The organism is Kineococcus aurantiacus (genome assembly GCF_013409345.1).
Lineage (GTDB): Bacteria > Actinomycetota > Actinomycetes > Actinomycetales > Kineococcaceae > Kineococcus > Kineococcus aurantiacus.
Genome location: NZ_JACCBB010000001.1, coordinates 4,609,811 through 4,626,599, shown reverse-complemented (window position 1 = coordinate 4,626,599; position 16,789 = coordinate 4,609,811). Strand labels below are relative to the sequence as shown.

The window sequence follows — 16,789 nt, the reverse complement described above, 5'->3', positions numbered from 1 at the left end:
GGTCGCTCGGTTCGTCCGCGGTGCGCTTGCGCAGTGCTCTCGCGCTGGGTTCTCGCGCTGGGTTCTCGCGCTGGGTCAGGACGGGTGGGGCCCGAACTCCAGCGCGGTGTCGATCAGCCACGCCGCCAGGTAGCCCGCGAACGAGCTGCGGACCAGGACCTCGAAGTCGTCGCCGGTGGCGGCCAGGGCCAGCAGGACGACCCCTGCCCGCGCGAGGTTCACCTGCGCCGCCGACCCCGGGCCGAAGACCCGCGGGTGCACGTCCAGGGAGCACCCCGCGCGCAGCACCTCCTCGGCGTGCGGGCCGTGCAGGCGCAGGCAGGTGCGCTGCGCCGAGACGTCGGTGGCGGCCCCGCCGAGCGGGGCCAGCACCGACCGCAGCCGGTCCTCCAGGACCCACGGCTCGGTGGTGTCGTCCAGGACGAGCCACTCGTCGGGCCCGAGCCAGACGACCTTGCCCCGCTCGGTGGCGACCCAGGTGTTCGCGCGCACCGGGAGCGCGGCGCCCAGGACCTGCGCCGCGGCCGCGGCGGCGGGTCCTCCCGGGAGGGCCCGGACCAGGACCGACGACAGGTTCGGGCGGGGGGTGACGAGCCCACCGGTCAGCGCGGTCAGCTCGGTGCGGTCGGCCAGCGGGTGGGTGCGGGGCAGGACCGCTCCCGGGGTGTCAGCCATCGCGGCGCGCTCCTTCGGGGTCGACGAGGACGGGACCAGTGACCTCGACGGCCACGAGGCGGTCACCGACCGGGACGTGGAGCGTCTGCCCGTGCCGGGACGCACCGCCGGCGAGCAGGGCGAGCGCGAAGGGCCGTTCGAGGAACGCGCTGCGGTAGCTGGACGTGACGTGCCCGAGCATCGGCACCGGCGGCGGCGGGAGTCGCCCGTCGTCCTGGAACGCGATGAGCTGCGAGCCCTCCGGCAGGACGGTGTCCCGGTCCACCGGCAGGAGCCCGACGAGCTGCTTGCGGTCGGGGCGCTGGTTGTCGGCGCGGGCGAAGGAGCGCTTGCCGACGAAGTCGGGCTTCTTCTTCGACACCACCCACGACATCCCGAGGTCCTGCGGGGTCACGGTGCCGTCGGTGTCCTGCCCGATGATCGGGTAGCCCTTCTCCGCGCGCAGGACGTGCATGGTCTCGGTGCCGTAGGGGGTGAGGCCGTGCTCGCGGCCGGCGGCGACCAGGCGCTCCCAGACGGCCGTCGCGAACCACGCGTTCACGTGCACCTCCCACGCGAGTTCGCCGGAGAAGCTGATGCGCGCCAGCCGGACCGGGACGCCGCCGAGGGTGGTGTCCTGCCACGTCATGAAGGGGAACGCCTCGTTGCTGACGTCGACGTCGGGGAACACCGCGCCGACGAGGGCGCGCGACGCCGGTCCCGCCACGGGGAACGCGGCCCACTGCTCGGTGACCGAGGCCAGGTGGACCCGCAGGTGCGGCCACTCGGTCTGCAGCCACTCCTCCATCCAGTCCAGGACCTTCGCCGCCCCGCCGGTGGTGGTGGTGACGGTGTAGCGGTCCTGCGCGATGCGCAGCACGGTGCCGTCGTCGAGGACCATCCCGTCGGCGGCGCACATGACGCCGTAGCGGATCCGGCCCACCGGCAGCGAGCTCATGACGTTGGTGTAGAGCCGGTCGAGGAACTCCCCCGCGTCCGGGCCCTGCACGTCGATCTTGCCCAGCGTGGAACCGTCCATGATGCCGACGCCGGTGCGAACGGCGGCGCACTCGCGCAGGACCGCCGCCTCCAGGTCCTCCCCCGGCCGCGGGTAGTACCGGGGACGCTTCCACTGCCCGACGTCCTCGAAGACGGCGCCGTGCTGGACGTGCCAGTCGTGCACCGCGGTGGTGCGCTCGGGGTCGAACAACCGGCCCCGGTCCTGCCCGGCCAGGGTCGCGAACGCGACGGGGGTGTAGGGCGGGCGGAAGGTCGTGGTCCCCACGGCCTCGGGGCCGCGTCCCAGGAGCTCACCGAGGACGCCGGCGGCGACGATGCCCGAGGTCTTGCCCTGGTCGTGGGCGGTGCCGATGGTCGTGTACCGCTTGACGTGCTCGGGCGAGCGCAGCCCCGCGCCGACGGCACGGGCGATGTCGGCGACGGTCGCGTCGCGTTGGACGTCGACGAACTGCCGCTCCGGCGGCCCCTCCACCCGCCACAGCAGTGCCGGGGCGTCGCCGGTGGGTCCGAAGGTGGCCACCGGCGGCGTCGCGAGGCGGCCGGGGTCCAGGCCGAGGCTGGACAGGACGGCGCCGGCCGCCTCGTGCGCGCCGGTCAGCACCGCGGCGAGGTCGAAGGTGCCGGCGGCGGAACCGGTGACGGTCATGCCGCGGACCGCCTCCGCCGGCACGAAGGCGCCCAGGGCGGCGTCGAAGCGCAACCGGCCGCGGGCCTGGCTGAACAGGTGGACGGCCGGGTTCCAGCCGCCGCTGACCAGCAGCAGGTCGCAGTCCAGCGTCTCGGTGGGGGCCGCGGGGGCCTCCAGCGGGGCGACGAGGGCTGCGCTCACCCTCTCCTCGCCCCGGGTCCCGGTCACGACGGAGCCGGTGCGCACGGGGATGCCGCGGCGGGTCAGCTCGCCGGCCCACCGGGAGGGCACCGTCGGGCGGACCTCGACGACCGCGGCGACCTCGACGCCGGCGTCGGCGAGGTCGACGGCGGCGGCGTAGGCGCTGTCGTTGGTGGTGAACACCACCGCGCGGGTCCCGGCGAGGACGCCGTAGCGGTGCAGGTAGGTGCGCGCCGCACCGGCCAGCATCGTGCCGGGGCGGTCGTTGTCGGTGAACACGACGGGACGTTCGTGCGCGCCGGTCGCGACGACGACGTGCTCGGCGCGCACGCGCCACACCCGCTGGCGCGAGAGGTTCTGCGGCGCCGCGGTGCCCAGGTGGTCGGTGCGACGCTCGACGGCCAGGACGAAACCGTCGTCGTAGACGCCGAAGGCCGTGGTCCGCTGCAGGTGGGTGACGTCGGGGTGCGCGCGCAGTTCGGCGACGGCCCCGGCGACCCACTCCAGCGCCGGGGCGCCGCCGAGGACGTCGGTGGAACCCAGCAGCGTCCCCCCGGCCTCGGACTGCTCGTCGACGAGGGCCACCCGGGCCCCGGCGCGGGCCGCGGTGAGCGCGGCCTGCAGACCGGCCGGACCGGCCCCGACGACGAGGACGTCGACGTGCAGGTGCCGGGAGTCGTAGCGGGCGGTGTCGGCGACCTCGGCGAGCCGGCCCTGGCCCGGCAGGCCGTGGGCGGACAGCCCGTCGAACAGCTCCAGGGTGCTGGCCAGCAGCATGGGCTCGGGGAAGGGTTCCTCGACCTGGACCAGGCCGCCGGGGTCCTCGGCCCAGGCGGCGCCGATCCCGCGGGGCCGGCCCAGCTTGATGCTGGTGCCGACCTGGTGCCGGCCGCCGGCCAGCAGCGCCGAGGCGAGGGTGTCACCGGGGTGGCCCTCGTGGGTCCGGCCCTCGAAGGTGAAGGTGATCGTGCGGGAGCGGTCGACGCGCCCACCGGTCCCGGTGCGGAACCCGGGGCGCGTGCCGGCGCCAGGGGTGGTGGGGGTCACGGGTTCAGCGCTCCGGTCGGGGTCGTGGGGCCCGGGGTGGCCAGGGGGTCGGCGCTCCCGGGGGCGTAGACGGTCTTGAACTGGTAGGTCACCGTGTCGCGCACCGCGTTGAACCAGCGGCGGCACCCGGCGCCGTGCTGCCAGCGCTCGGCCAGCAGTCCCCGCGGGTTGTCGCGGAAGAAGAGGTACTGCGCCCACTGCTCGTCGGACAGGGCGGCCGGGTCCGGCGGGTAGGCCACGTGGGCCTGGCCGCCGTAGTGGAACTCGACCTCCTCGCGGGGGCCGCACCACGGGCACTCGATGAGTTGCACGTCTCCTCCTGACTCAGTGGGCCACGGCGGCGGCGCCGTGCTCGTCGACGAGCCGGCCGGTCACGAACCGGTCCAGGGTGAACGGCGCGTTGTACTCGTGCGGGCTGTCGTGGGCGATGGTGTGCGCGAAGCACCACCCCACCCCCGGGGTCGCCTTGAAACCACCGGTCCCCCAGCCGCAGTTCAGGTACACGTTCTCGTAGGGGGTCTTGCCCACGATCGGCGAGGCGTCCGGGGTGACGTCGACGATGCCGGCCCAGGTCCGCAGCAGGTGGGCCCGGGCGAACACCGGGAACAGCTCCACCGCCGCCGCCATCTGCCGTTCGACGATGTGGAAAGCGCCCCGCTGCCCGTAGCCGTTGTAGGAGTCGACGCCCGCCCCCATGACCAGCTCGCCCTTGTGCGCCTGCGACACGTACACGTGCACCGCGTTCGACATGACGATCGTGGGGTGCACGGGTTCGAGGAGTTCCGACACCAGCGCCTGCAGCGGGTGGGACTGGATCGGCACCCGGAACCCCAGCATGTCGGTCAGCACCGAGGTGCTGCCCGCGGAGGCCAGCGCCACCTTGCCGCAGGCGATGTCGCCCCGCGTGGTCCGCACGCCCGTGACCCGGTCACCGTCGACGGTGAAACCCGTGACCTCGCAGTCCTGGATGATGTCGATGCCGGCCTCGTCGGCGCGCCGGGCCAGGCCCCAGGCCACGTAGTCGTGCTTGGCGATGCCTGCCCGTGGCTGGTACGTGGCTCCGAGCACCGGGTAGCGGATGTCGCCGGAGGTGTTGACGATCGGGCAGATCTTGCGGACCTCGTCCGGTTCGACCCACTCGGCGTCGATGCCGTTGAGCCGGTTGGCCTGCACCCGCCGCACCGAGTCCCGCACGTCCTGCAGCGTGTGGGCGAGGTTGAGCACCCCGCGCTGGCTGAACAGGATCGGGTACCCCAGGTCCTCCTCCAGGCCCTCCCACAGCTTCAGGGAGTGCTCGTAGATCCCGGCCGACTCGTCCCAGAGGTAGTTCGACCGGATGAGGGTGGTGTTGCGGGCCATGTTCCCGCCCGCCAGCCACCCCTTCTCCAGGACCGCGACGTTCGTGATCCCGTGGTTCTTCGCCAGGTAGTGCGCCGTCGCCAGGCCGTGCCCGCCGCCCCCGACGACGACGACGTCGTAGGACTTCCTCGGCTCGGGGTTGCGCCACAGGAAGTCCGGGTGCTCGGGCAGGTCCGCCCCCGGGGTGCGGGCGGCGACCGCCCGGGCCGGATCGCGGGAGAACGCGTCCACGGTGCTCATCGGTCGGCCTCCGTCAGGTCGGGGTGGAGCGGGTGGCGGCGGGCCAGGGCCCTGACGCGGCCGCGCAGGGCCAGCCGGGCCAGGTGGTCGGTGCCGGGTCGCAGCGCGGCGGCGACGACGTCGGCGACCTCGGCGAAGTCCGCGGCGGCGAACCCGCGGGCGGCCAGGGCCCGGGTCCCGATCCGGACACCGGAACCCGCTCCGGGGGTCGCCGGGTCGCGGGGGACGGGGTGGCGGTCGACCGCGATGCCGATCTCGTGCAGGCGGTCCTCGGCCTGGCGGCCGTCGAGGTGGGAACCGCGCAGGTCCACCAGGACCACGTGGACGTCGGTGCCGCCGCTGACGACGTCGAGACCGGCGGCCCGGGAGTCCCGGGCGAGCAGGCGCTCGGCCAGCAGCTCCGCCCCGGTGAGCGCGCGCTCCCAGTGCTCGGCGAAGCCGGTGGTGAGCACCGACCCCGGCGCCTCCCCGACGGCGCGGGGCTCGGGGTCCCCGCTCGCCGTCATCTCCAGCGTGGACTGCCGACGCGCCGGTTCCGACGCGGTCGCCGCCGCGACGTCGGGAGCGGCCCCGGCCAGGGGCCGTCCGGGGACGGTGCCGTCGGCCCTCGACCTGCCCCCGTGCTGCACCGCGGTCGTCATCGCCACCCCTGGTCGCTGTCAGGACACTGATATATCTGTCCGGACTCTAAGAGCCGGCTGCTCACAGGTCAAGGTCCGGCGTCGCCCCGGTGCGGCGGGCGCCCGTCCGGGCGCGACGTGGGGCGGGCGACGTCGAGGAGGCGTCGCCCCGGTCCGCCCCGGAGGTCAGGGGCGGGGGGTCCTGGCCCGCCAGCCGAGGTTCGCCGACGCCGTCTCCGCGGCCGCCACGACCTCGGGAGCCACCTCCAGGAGACGCTCGGGCGTCAGCCGGTACGAGGGGCCGGACACGCTCAGAGCGGCCAGCACCGTCCCGTCCGCGCCGCGCACCGGCGCCGCGACGGCGTTGAGCCCCACCTCCAGCTCCTCCTGCGTGACGGCGTACCCGTCGACGGCGATCTTGCCGAGCGCCTCCTCCAGGTCGCGGCCCCGCACGACCGTGGCGTCGGTGAACCGGCGCAGCCGCTCGGTCAGCCCGGCGGCGCGCACGGGCGGGCAGAACGCCATGAGCACCTTGCCGCTGGAGGTCGCGTGCAACGGGGTGCGCTCCCCCACCCAGTTGCGGGTCACGACCGAGGACGTCCCGCGGACCTGGTCCACGTTGATGGCGGCGTCCCCGTCGGCGACGGCGAGGTTCACCGTCTCCCCCGTCGCCGCGGCGAGCGCCTCGCAGGCCGGGCGGGCCCGGCGCGCCACGTCGAGCTGCTCGGTCACGGCCCCGGCCAGCCGGACCACGGCCATGCCCAGGCGGTACTTGCCGCGGTCGCCGACCTGCTCGACCAGCCCCCTGCTCTCCAGGGCGGTGACCAGCCGGAACGCCGTGGACTTGTGCACGTCGAGGCGCTGGGAGATCTCGGTGACGCCGGACTCGCCGAGCTCGGCCAGCACCTCGAGGATCGTCACGGCCCGGTCGACGGACTGGACGGGTGAGGTGCGCGGGCCATCAGCAGTCCCCGGCGTGCCGCTCATGCCCCCACCATCCCAGCATCGTCGCAACACCACCGCCACGGGCCGCGCGGGGCGCAGTCCCCGCGACCCGGCTCACGGGGACCCCGGGACACTGATGTACCAGTGCGTGGTCACTCGTACCATCGGTCCCATGAGCGCCGTGACCACCCAGGGGCCGTCGTCCACGCTGGCCGACCTCGCCTACGAGCAGCTGCGCGACCGCCTGCTCGTGCTGGACATCCGCCCCGGGGAACCGCTCGACGACGACGCCCTGGCCCAGCAGCTCGGGGTGGGGCGCACCCCCGTGCGTGAGGCCTTCAAACGGCTGGAGGCCGACCGGCTCGTCATCGCCTACCCCCGCCGCGGCACGTTCGCGACCACCGTCGACATGACCGACCTGGGGCAGATCTCCGAAGTGCGCCGGGCCCTGGAACCCCTCGCCGCCGCCGGGGCCGCCCGCCGCGCCGGGGACGCCGCCCGGGCCGAGATGAGCGCCCTGGCCCGCACCGTCGCCGGCCTGCGGGTCACCTCCGCCGACGGGTCCGCGGTGGTGTCGCAGCGCGAGCTCATGCGTCACGACATCGAGGTCCACCGCAGCATCTACCGGCACTGCGGCAACGCCTACCTGGAGGACGTCCTCGTCCGCCACGACAACCTCGCCACCAGGATCTGGTGCCTCGTCCTGGACCGGTTGCCCACCTTCGCCGGTCACGTCGGGGAGCACGTGGCGCTGCTGGAGGCCATCGTCGCCGGCGACGAGGCCGAGGCGGCCCGGCTGGCCGTGGAGCACGTCACGGGTTTCGAGGAGACCGTGCGCAGGGTGCTCTGACCCGCGGACGGGTCAGCCGCCCGCCATCGTGCGGGCGATGTCCGAGGCGGAGTCGCCCGACCGGCGCAGCACCAGCGCGACGACCGCCAGGGCGACGAGGGTGAGCAGCAGCAGGAGGGTCGACACGGCGGCGATCTCCGGCCGCAACCCGGCCCGCAGGGCCGAGAACACGTACACCGGCCAGGGGCTGGCGCCCGGTAGCGAGACGAAGCTCGCGACGATGGTGTTGTCCAGGCTCAACGTGAACGCCATGAGCCCGCCGGCCAGCACCCCCGGCGCCGCCAGCGGCAGCGTGACGTCCCGGAACCGGCGCCACGGCGTCGCGTACAGGTCGGCCGCGGCCTCCTCCAGCCGGGCGTCCAGACCGGCGACCCGGGCGCGCACGATGAAGGTGACGACAGCCGTCGACAGCACCGAGTGCGCGACGACGAGGCGGGCGATGCCGTTGCCGAACAGCGGGAGCCCGGCCTCGGTGTCGAGGGAGACGAACCAGCCGAGCAGCGAGATCGCGTCGACGATCTCCGGCGTGACGAGGGTCAGGCCGAGCAGGAGCGTCAGCCCCGCGGCCCACCGCCCGCCGACCCTGGCCAGGGCCAGACCGGCGAGGGAGCCGATGACGGCGGACAGCAGCGCGGCCCCGACCGCGGTCTGCAGGGACGTCGCCACCGCGGCGCGGATGACGGGCCGGGACAGCCCGGCCGTGTACGCCTCGAACCCGGCGCCGCCCCAGGAGGTGAGCAGCCGCCCGGAGTTGAACGAGTAGACGACGATCACCGCGATCGGCAGGAACAGGAACAGCAGCACGAGGACGCCCCAGGCGGTGAGCAGGACGTCGGAGCGCGTGCGGCGCCGCGCGGGCCGGGACCGCACGAGGACGGGGGGACGGTCGTCGATCACAGGGTCACCTCCACGTGGCGACGGGCCCGTCGGACCCGGCGGACGACGAGCACCGCGACGGCGGTGAGCAGCACGGTGCCCCCGGTGAACAGGATGAGGACGACGGCCATGGCCGACCCCAGCGCCCAGTTCTGCGCGGACTGGAACTGCCCGGCCACGAGCTGGCCGACCATGTTGCCCTTGGCGCCGCCCAGGACCGTCGCCGTGACGTAGTCGCCCATGAGGGGCACGAACACCAGCAGGCTGCCCGAGGCGATCCCCGGGAAGGCCAGGGGCAGGGTGACGTCGACGAAGGTGCGCCAGCGTCCGGCGCCGAGGTCGCGGCTGGCCTCGCGCAGCGTGTGGCTCGTGCGTTCCAGCGCGACGTACAGCGGCAGGAGCATCAGCGGCAGGTAGTTGTAGACGACGCCGAGCTGCACGGCGCCCCGGGTGTAGAGGAGGTCGAAGGGGTCCCCGCCGAGCGCCTGCCACGCCGTCGAGAACGGGCCCTGCGGTGAGAGCGCGATCTGCCAGCCGAGGGTCCGGACCAGGAAGTTCGTCCAGAAGGGCACCATGACGAGGGCCAGGACGAGCCCCCGCCACCGCGCGGGCACCTTCACGGCCAGCCAGTAGGCGAAGGGCAGGGCCACGACGAGGCAGACCAGGGTGCCCACCACGGCGATGCGCAGGGTGTTCCAGAACGTGCGGACGAACGTGCCGGAGAGCGCCTCGCCGTACCGGTCCAGGGACAGCACGTCGTTGGCGTGGGTGCCGAACATGCCCGGCTTGTACCCGAAGCTGTACCAGACGACGAGCGCGACGGGGGCGACGAAGAAGCCGAGCAGGAAGACCCAGGCCGGCAGGGCGAGCGCACCGTGGGGCGTCCGCAGGCGGCGCAGCATCAGTTCCCCGCTGCGGCGCGGATCGCGTCGACCGCCTCGACGATCGCCTGGTGGCCCTCGTTGAGCTGGCTGACGGTGAGGCGGTCGACGATGCTCTTGTCCGGGAACACGAGCTCGGAGCGGTCCAGCCCCGCCGCCGCGGCCTTCGCCGCGATGTCCTTCAGCGCCGTCGGGTAGCCGATGTAGAGGACCTCCTTGACCGAGTTCGCCTCGTCGAGCATGAAGTCGATGAAGGCGTAGGCCGCGTCGGGGTGCTCGGCGCCCTTGGCGATGCACCAGTTGTCGATCCAGAGGTTGGCCGTCGGCGTGGGGAAGACGTACGTCCACTTGTCCGGCGTGTCGGAGCCGTCGATCCCGAGCCGGGCGTCGCCGTTCCAGCACTGCATGAGGGCGAAGGTCGACTGGGCGATGGCGCTGCTGCCGGGGTTGGACTCGAACCCCTTCAGGTGCGGAGCCAGGCCCTGGACCAGCCCCTCCTTGGCCGCGGCGATCTCCGCCGGGTCGGTGGTGTTCGGGTCGATCCCGTTGGCGGCGAACCAGATGCAGGTGACCTCCCAGGGGTCCTCGAGGATCGAGGTGTTCCCGGACGCCTCCTTCTGCGCGGCGTCGAGGAAGTCGGCCCACGAGGTGAGCTGCCGTCCGATGACGGTGTTGTCGTACACGAACCCCGTGGTGCCCCAGTCCTTGGGGACGGAGTACTTGTTCTCCGGGTCCCAGTCGCGGCCGAGGTAGGCGGGGTCGAGGTTGCCGAAGTTCTTGAGCCTGCTGTGGTCGAGCTCCTCCAGGAGCCCGTTCTGCGCCATCTGCGGGATGAACAGCCCGGTGGGGACCACGATGTCGTACCCGCTGGCCCCGTTGGCGGCGACGAGCTTGGCGATCATCTCCTCGTTCGAGGCGTAGCTGTCGACCTGCAGCTTCGGGCCGGTCCCCTCGAACGCCGTGAGGTTGTCCGGGTCGTCGTAGTCGGCCCAGCTGTAGACGTTGAGGCTGTCCTCGAGCTCGCCGTCGGGGGTCGCCGCGGCACCGCCCGCCCCGTTGGAGTTCCCGCCGCACGCCGCGAGCGCGGCGCTGGAGGCGAGGGCGGCGAGGACGCTGCGGCGCCGGGTCAGGGTCCGGTTGAGCCGGCCGGCGGTCGCCGCGGGGACGAGGGCGGTGGGGTGGTCGGTCACAGGGGGCTCCCGGGGGTGTGGGGGGCGGGGAAGACGTGGACGTGCTCGGGGGTGAAGGCGCACCAGACCTCGGTCCCGACCTCGCCGGTGCCGGGGCCGGCGGCACCGCGCGGGGCGCGGGCCAGCACCTCCGCACCCGAGCTCGTCACGACGACGCGCTGGACGACGTCGCCGAGGTGGGCGACGCCCGCGAGGCGGCCGCGGACGCGGTTGGCCGCGCCCGCCGGTTCGCCGGCCGTGACCTGGACGGCCTCGGGGCGGACGGCGGCGAGGACGGGGGACCCGGCCGGCAGGTCGACGGGGCGGGTGGCCAGCGTGCCCTCCGGGCACGTCACCACGCCCGGCTGCACGACCTGGCCGGGCAGGAAGTTCTGCTTGCCGATGAACCCCGCGACGAAGGCGCTGACGGGTTCGGCGTAGACCTCCTCGGGGACCCCGAACTGCTGCACGCAGCCGTCGAGCATGACCGCGATGCGGTCGCTCATGGACAGCGCCTCCTCCTGGTCGTGGGTGACGAAGACGAAGGTCGTGCCCAGCGACGTCTGCAGCAGCTTCAGCTCGACCTGCATCTCCTCGCGCAGCTTGCGGTCCAGGGCGGAGAGGGGTTCGTCGAGCAGCAGCACCTGCGGGCGGTTGACGAGGGCGCGGGCGAGCGCGACGCGCTGCTGCTGACCGCCGGACAGGGCGCTGGGGGACCGCTGCGCGAAGGCGCTCATGCGCACCATCTCCAGCGCCTCGCCGACGCGGCGGCGGACCTCCCCGGCCTCGACGCGCCTGCGCCGCAGCCCCTTCTGCCGCAGCCCGTAGGCGACGTTCTCGGCGACGGTCATGTGCGGGAACAACGCGTAGGCCTGGAACACCGTGTTCACGGGGCGCCGGTGCGGGGGCAGGCCGAGGACGGACCGGCCGTCGATGGCGAGGTCGCCCGCGTCGGGGTGCTCGAACCCCGCGAGCATCCGCAGCAGGGTGGTCTTGCCGCAGCCGCTGGGACCGAGCAGGGACAGGAACTCCCCGGACCGGACGTGCAGGTCGACGCCGTCGACGGCCGTGGCCGCGCCGAACCGCTTGACGACGCCGGTGATGTCGACCGACCCGCCGCCGGTGCCGGCGAGGGAGGAGGTGTCGGGGGCCAGCACGCTCACCGTCCCACCCCCGCCAGGTCCGTCGACGCCTCGTGGACCGGGGTCCCGGCGACGAGGGTCAGGTCGGTCCGCACCCGGTGCAGGTCCCGCGGTTCCACGGAGTAGGGGTCGACGCTGGCGACGGCGAGGTCGGCGACGGCTCCCGCGGTGAGCGTGCCGGCGTCGTCGTGCCGGTTGATCCAGGCCGATCCGGCGGTGTACGCGTGCAGGGCCTCGGTGAGGGTCAGCGCGTGCTCGGGGCCGAAGGGGCGGGCGTCGACGCCCGGCGGGGTGCGGTTGACGGCGACGTGGACGGCCTGCCACGGGTCGGGGGTGGACACCGGCCAGTCCGACCCCATGACCAGGCGCGCCCCGGTCCGCAGCAGCCCCCCGAACGGGTACTGCCAGGAGTTCCGCTCCGGTCCCAGCAGGGGTGTGGTCAACGCGGTCATCTGCTCCTCCTCGCAGGCCCACAGCGCCTGGGCGTTGGCGGTGACGTCGAGCGCGGCGAACCGGGGCACGTCGTCGGGGTGGACGACCTGCAGGTGCGCCAGGTGGTGCCGGCCGCCGCGGGAGGCGGGGGACCGCCGCGCCAGGGCGACGGCGTCGAGGGCGTCGCGCACGGCGCGGTCGCCGATGACGTGCACGTGGACGTCGAAGCCCGCCGCGTCCAGCGCGGGCACGGCGGCCAGCAGCAGGTCGCGGTCCAGGTAGGACAGGCCCGTCTCCCCCGAGCTGCAGCCGCAGCCGTCGAGGTACGGCGTGAGCATCGAGGCGGTCCGGTTCTCCGCGACCCCGTCGAGCATGATCTTGACGCTCGTGGTCCGGAAGCGGTCCGAGCCGGCCGCCGCGACCCGCTCGCGGTGGGCGACGAACCCGGCGACGACGTCGTCGACCTCCTCGGCCGTCCGGCCGCGCGGCCACCACAGGGCGCCGACGACGCGGGCGGTGAGGGTGCCGGCGGCCACCGCGTCCAGGTAGACCGGCGTGGTGTCGGAGTGGCCGGCGTAGGCGCCGACGATGGCGTCCTGCCAGCCGGTGACGCCCACGGAGTGCAGGTACCGCTGCCCCTCGGCCAGCCCGGCCGCGAGGTCGGCCGGGGTGACCGGTGGCAGCAGGCGGCTGACGAGGTCCATCGCGCCCTCGTGCAGCGTGCCGGTCGGGGTGCCGTCGGGGTCGCGCTCGATCCGGCCGTCGACGGGGTCGGGGGTCCGCGCGTCGACCCCGGCCAGCTCCAGGGCCCGGCTGTTGGCCCACGCGCCGTGGTGGTCGCGGTTCAGCAGGAACACCGGCCGGTCCGGCACGACGCGGTCGAGGTCCTCGCGACGGGGGGTGCCGCCGGGGAAGTCGGCCATCGACCAGCCCCCGCCGGAGACCCACTCCCCGGGGTGGGCCGCCGCGTGGGCCGCGACCCGGTCCAGGGCGGCCTGCGCGCCGTGGACCTCGCTGAGGTCGCAGCCCAGGCGTTCCAGGCCGCCCATGACGGGGTGGACGTGGGCGTCGGTGAAACCGGGCAGGACCAGCCGGCCCGCCAGGTCCACCGTCCGGGTGCCGGGCCCGGTCCAGGACCGGAGCTCGGCGTCCGTCCCGACGGCGGCGACGCGGCCGTCGCTGACGGCCACCGCCGTCGCCGAGGGGTGCAACCCGGTCCCGGTGAAAACCCGTCCGGAGTGCAGGACGAGGTCCGCAGTACCGCTCATGGCATCGGAAGGTACAAGCGGATGGCCTCCGTGACAACGGATTCGGTGTTTCCATCGTGTTGCCGCCACGGGTTCCGCCCCTCGAGCGGCCTCCGGCCGACCGATCGCGTGAGGACGCCACCACGGCGAGTACCCACGGGAGGGGCTCAGTGCGCCGTGAGCCGGGCCAGGGCGCTCGACAGGGGCGTCGGACGGCCCAGGGCGGTCTCGGCGGCGTCGGCGGCCCTCGGCGGCGTCGGCGGCCCGCGCGACCAGCAGGCCGGCATTGACGCCCAGCCAGCGCAGCGGCTCGGGCTCCCACCGGGGCGGGACGTGGCCGAACCACGGCAGCCGCAGCAGCTCGGGGTCGGCGCCGGTGATGCTGGCCGCCAGGGTCCGGCCCGCGAGGTTGGCCGTGCCGACGCCGTCGCCCACGTAGCCGCCGGCGCTGCCCAGGCCCGACACCGGGTCGTGCCGGACCGCGGCGTGCCAGTCGCGCGCGATGCCGAGCGGCCCGCCCCAGGCGTGGGTGAACCGGGCACCGGCGACGGCCGGGAACAGGTCCCGCAGCGTGGCCCGCAGCTTCCGGAACACCGCCTCGTCCCCGTCGAACTCCGGCCGGATCGAGGACCCGAAGTGGTACGGGGCACCGCGCCCGCCGAACACGAGCCGGTCGTCGGCGGTCCGCTGGCCGTAGACGACGACGTGCCGGTGGTCGGAGAACGTCTCCCCGTTCTCGAGCCCGGCCTGCTCCCAGAACCGGGCCGGCAGGGGTTCGGTGGCCACCATGAGGGAGTAGACCGGGACGACCTCGCGCGAGCCCGTCGTCGCCGTCCACGCCTCGGTGGCCCGCACCACGTGCCGGGCCCGGACCGTGCCGCGATCGGTGCGGACGCGACCGGCCGCCACCTGCGTGGCGCGCGTGCCCTCGACGATGCGCCCCCCGCGCCGTTCCACGGCCTCGGCCAGGCCGCGCGCGAGCCGCAGGGGGTGGATGCGCGCGCAGTCGGGGGTGTACGTCGCCCCCAGGGCGCGCGTCATCCCGACGGTCTTGCGGGTCTGCTCGGCGTCCAGCAGGCGCAGCCGCTCCGGGGACCCCGCGCGCTCGTCGGCCGCGACCTCGGCGACGGCCCGGGCCAGCTGCGGCTCGCTGCGCGCCACGACGACGGTGCCGCCGCGGCGGAAGTGGCAGTCGATGCCCTCGGCGACCACGACGCGCTCGACCGCGTCGATCGTCGCGCGCATCGCCTCCCGCATGGCCCGGGCCGCCGCGGGACCGTGCTCGGCGGCCAGGGCGGACTCCCCCTGGGGCAGCAGGGCCGAGCACCAGCCGCCGTTGCGGCCGCTCGCCCCGAACCCGACGCGTTCGGCCTCGACGACCAGGACGGAGGCTCCGGGGTCGTGCTCGAGGACGTGGTACGCCGTCCACAGACCGGTGTAGCCGGCCCCGACGACGCACACGTCGACCTCGGTGTCCCCGTCCAGCGGCTCGCGGGCGGGGCCCGGCGGCGCGGTGTCCTCCCACAGCGAGCGCACGGTCACAGCAGCCGGCCCGCCTCGACGAGCACCGACCGCAGCCGCTGCTCGATGTCGTCGAACTCCGGCGGACCGACGACCAGCGGCGGCGCGAGCTGGATCACCGGGTCCCCGCGGTCGTCGGCGCGGCAGTACAGCCCCGCCTCCCACAGCGCGGGTGAGAGGAAACCCCGCAGGAGGCGCTCGGACTCGGCCTCGTCGAACGTCTCCCGCGTCGCCTGGTCCTTGACGAGCTCGATGCCGTAGAAGAACCCCGCCCCCCGGACGTCGCCGACGATCGGCAGGTCGAGCAGGCGCTCGAGCGCCCGGCGGAACAGCGGGGCGTTCTCGTGCACGTGCTGGACGAGGCCCTCGCGCTCGAAGATGTCGAGGTTGGCCATCGCGACCGCCGCCGAGACGGGGTGGCCGCCGAACGTGTAGCCGTGCGCGAACACCTCCCCCGGCGCGCGGAACGGCTCGAACAGGCGCTGGGAGGCGATGACCGCCCCCAGCGGGGAGTACCCGCTGGTGAGCCCCTTTGCGCACGTGATGATGTCCGGGACGAAGTCGAAGTCCTTGCACGCGAACAGCTCACCGATGCGGCCGAAGGCGCAGATCGTCTCGTCGCTGACGAGCAGGACGTCGAGCTCGTCGCAGATCTCGCGCAGTCGCTCGAAGTACCCCGGCGGCGGCGGGAAGCAGCCGCCGGCGTTCTGGACGGGTTCGACGAAGACCGCGGCCACGGTGTCGGGACCCTCGAACTCGATGGCCTCCCCGACCCGGTCGGCGGCCCAGCGGCCGAACGCCTTGGGGTCCTCGCGCAGGTGTTCCGGCGCCCGGTAGGAGTTGGTGTTGGGGGCGCGGAACGTCCCGGGGACCAGGGGTTCGAAGTCGGCCTTCACCCCCGGGATGCCGGTGATGGACAGCGCACCGTGGGTGGTCCCGTGGTAGGCGATGGAGCGGCTGACGACCTTGTGCTTGCCGGGTTTGCCGATGCGCTTGAAGTAGGCCTTGGCGAGCTTCCACGCCGTCTCGACGGCCTCGCTGCCGCTGCCGGTGAAGAACACCCGGTCCAGGTCGCCCGGGGCCTCGTGGGCCAGGCGCTCGGCGAGGTCGATCGCGGCCGGGTGGGCGTAGGACCACAGCGGGAAGAAACCCAGGGTGGAGGCCTGCCGGGCCGCGGCCTCGGCCAGCTCGGTGCGGCCGTGGCCGACCTGGACGGTGAACAGGCCGGCGAGACCGTCGAGGTACTCCCGGCCGTGCTGGTCCCAGATGCGGGCGCCCTCACCGCGGACGATGACGGGCACCTCCTCGCCGGCGTCGAAGGGGGCGTGCCGCGTGAAGTGCATCCACAGGTGCTCTCGGGCGGCCACGGAACGGTCCGTGCCGCGCGGGGTCTTCGCGAGGAGGCTGGACATGCGCCGGACACTAGACCGGCCGGTACAGTTCCACAAGGGATTCCGTCGTTACGTCTTCGTTTCGCGACGGATAGGTCAGCGGGTGCCCCAGTTGTACAGCTGTTTGCGCAGGCTGAGGTAGACGAAGGTCTCGGTCGCGACCACCCCGGGGACGGCGCGGATCTTGGCGTTGATGAGCTCGAGCAGGCCGTCGTCGTCCTCGCAGACGGCCTCCACGATGACGTCGAAGGAACCGGCGGTGACCACGACGTAGTCGATCTCCGGGACCTCGGCGAGCCGGTCGGCGACGATGCGGGTATCCCCCTCGGCCCGGATTCCGATCATCGCCTGCCGGGCGAAGCCCACCTGGACGGGGTCGGTCACGGCGACGATCTGCACCACGCCGCCGTCGAGGAGGCGCTGCACGCGCTGGCGGACGGCCGCCTCGGACAACCCGACGACCTTGCCGATCGCCGCATACGACATCCGGCCGTCCTCCTGGAGGACCTCGATGATCCGCTTGGAGAGGTCGTCGAGGGCGGGCGCGGGCTGACGGTTCGGCACGG

The 16,789-nt window shown here is 74.1% G+C and carries 13 protein-coding genes and 1 pseudogene; 1 reads left to right on the top strand and 13 read right to left on the bottom strand.

The window, feature by feature from the left end:
• Positions 1-75: 75 nt before the first annotated feature.
• The 6 genes and pseudogenes from BJ968_RS22050 to BJ968_RS22025 all read right to left on the bottom strand — a co-directional run bounded on the left by BJ968_RS22050 (position 76) and on the right by BJ968_RS22025 (position 6,756).
• Entirely contained in the window at positions 76-675 is a 600-nt protein-coding gene (locus tag BJ968_RS22050) for a sarcosine oxidase subunit gamma (protein WP_179755519.1), read from the bottom strand.
• Positions 668-3,550 carry an FAD-dependent oxidoreductase gene (locus tag BJ968_RS22045; protein ID WP_179755517.1) on the bottom strand — a complete coding sequence of 961 codons (2,883 nt, stop codon included), beginning with the start codon at positions 3,548-3,550 and terminating at the stop codon, positions 668-670. Before BJ968_RS22045 ends, BJ968_RS22050 begins: the two co-directional genes overlap by 8 nt.
• Positions 3,547-3,861, bottom strand: coding sequence for a sarcosine oxidase subunit delta family protein (locus BJ968_RS26040; RefSeq protein ID WP_179755515.1), 315 nt, complete (start codon positions 3,859-3,861; stop codon positions 3,547-3,549). Before BJ968_RS26040 ends, BJ968_RS22045 begins: the two co-directional genes overlap by 4 nt.
• A gap of 13 nt (positions 3,862-3,874) precedes the next feature.
• Positions 3,875-5,149, bottom strand: a complete 1,275-nt coding sequence (locus BJ968_RS22035; RefSeq protein WP_179755513.1) for a sarcosine oxidase subunit beta family protein — start codon at positions 5,147-5,149, stop codon at positions 3,875-3,877.
• Positions 5,146-5,586: pseudogene (locus BJ968_RS22030) on the bottom strand (serine hydroxymethyltransferase); the annotation flags it as partial. The pseudogene BJ968_RS22030 and the gene BJ968_RS22035, both read right to left, overlap by 4 nt.
• A 369-nt stretch (positions 5,587-5,955) precedes the next feature.
• Entirely contained in the window at positions 5,956-6,756 is an 801-nt protein-coding gene (locus tag BJ968_RS22025; protein WP_179755509.1) for an IclR family transcriptional regulator, read from the bottom strand.
• A 130-nt stretch (positions 6,757-6,886) separates the two neighbouring features.
• Here BJ968_RS22025 and BJ968_RS22020 point away from each other — a divergent pair, with 130 nt between their 5' ends.
• Positions 6,887-7,564 carry a GntR family transcriptional regulator gene (locus BJ968_RS22020; protein ID WP_179755507.1) on the top strand — a complete coding sequence of 226 codons (678 nt, stop codon included), beginning with the start codon at positions 6,887-6,889 and terminating at the stop codon, positions 7,562-7,564.
• A gap of 12 nt (positions 7,565-7,576) precedes the next feature.
• Here the strand turns inward: BJ968_RS22020 and BJ968_RS25260 are convergent, their stop codons facing one another.
• The 7 genes from BJ968_RS25260 to BJ968_RS27040 all read right to left on the bottom strand — a co-directional run bounded on the left by BJ968_RS25260 (position 7,577) and on the right by BJ968_RS27040 (position 16,787).
• Positions 7,577-8,461: an ABC transporter permease subunit gene (locus BJ968_RS25260; protein WP_218885229.1), complete on the bottom strand. Its 885-nt coding sequence runs from the start codon at positions 8,459-8,461 to the stop codon at positions 7,577-7,579.
• Complete coding sequence (locus BJ968_RS22010; protein WP_179755505.1) at positions 8,458-9,342, bottom strand: ABC transporter permease; 885 nt, start codon at positions 9,340-9,342, stop codon at positions 8,458-8,460. The genes BJ968_RS25260 and BJ968_RS22010 overlap by 4 nt, the downstream gene beginning before the upstream one ends.
• Positions 9,342-10,511: an extracellular solute-binding protein gene (locus BJ968_RS22005; protein ID WP_179755503.1), complete on the bottom strand. Its 1,170-nt coding sequence runs from the start codon at positions 10,509-10,511 to the stop codon at positions 9,342-9,344. The genes BJ968_RS22010 and BJ968_RS22005 overlap by 1 nt, the downstream gene beginning before the upstream one ends.
• Entirely contained in the window at positions 10,508-11,653 is a 1,146-nt protein-coding gene (locus BJ968_RS22000; protein ID WP_218885228.1) for a polyamine ABC transporter ATP-binding protein, read from the bottom strand. Before BJ968_RS22000 ends, BJ968_RS22005 begins: the two co-directional genes overlap by 4 nt.
• Positions 11,650-14,853: an FAD-dependent oxidoreductase gene (locus BJ968_RS21995; protein WP_179755501.1), complete on the bottom strand. Its 3,204-nt coding sequence runs from the start codon at positions 14,851-14,853 to the stop codon at positions 11,650-11,652. The genes BJ968_RS22000 and BJ968_RS21995 overlap by 4 nt, the downstream gene beginning before the upstream one ends.
• Complete coding sequence (locus BJ968_RS21990; protein ID WP_179755499.1) at positions 14,850-16,244, bottom strand: aspartate aminotransferase family protein; 1,395 nt, start codon at positions 16,242-16,244, stop codon at positions 14,850-14,852. Before BJ968_RS21990 ends, BJ968_RS21995 begins: the two co-directional genes overlap by 4 nt.
• 75 nt (positions 16,245-16,319) lie before the next feature.
• A complete protein-coding gene (locus tag BJ968_RS27040; RefSeq protein WP_179755497.1) occupies positions 16,320-16,787 on the bottom strand; it encodes an AsnC family transcriptional regulator in 468 nt (155 codons plus the stop codon).
• Positions 16,788-16,789 lie beyond the last annotated feature (2 nt).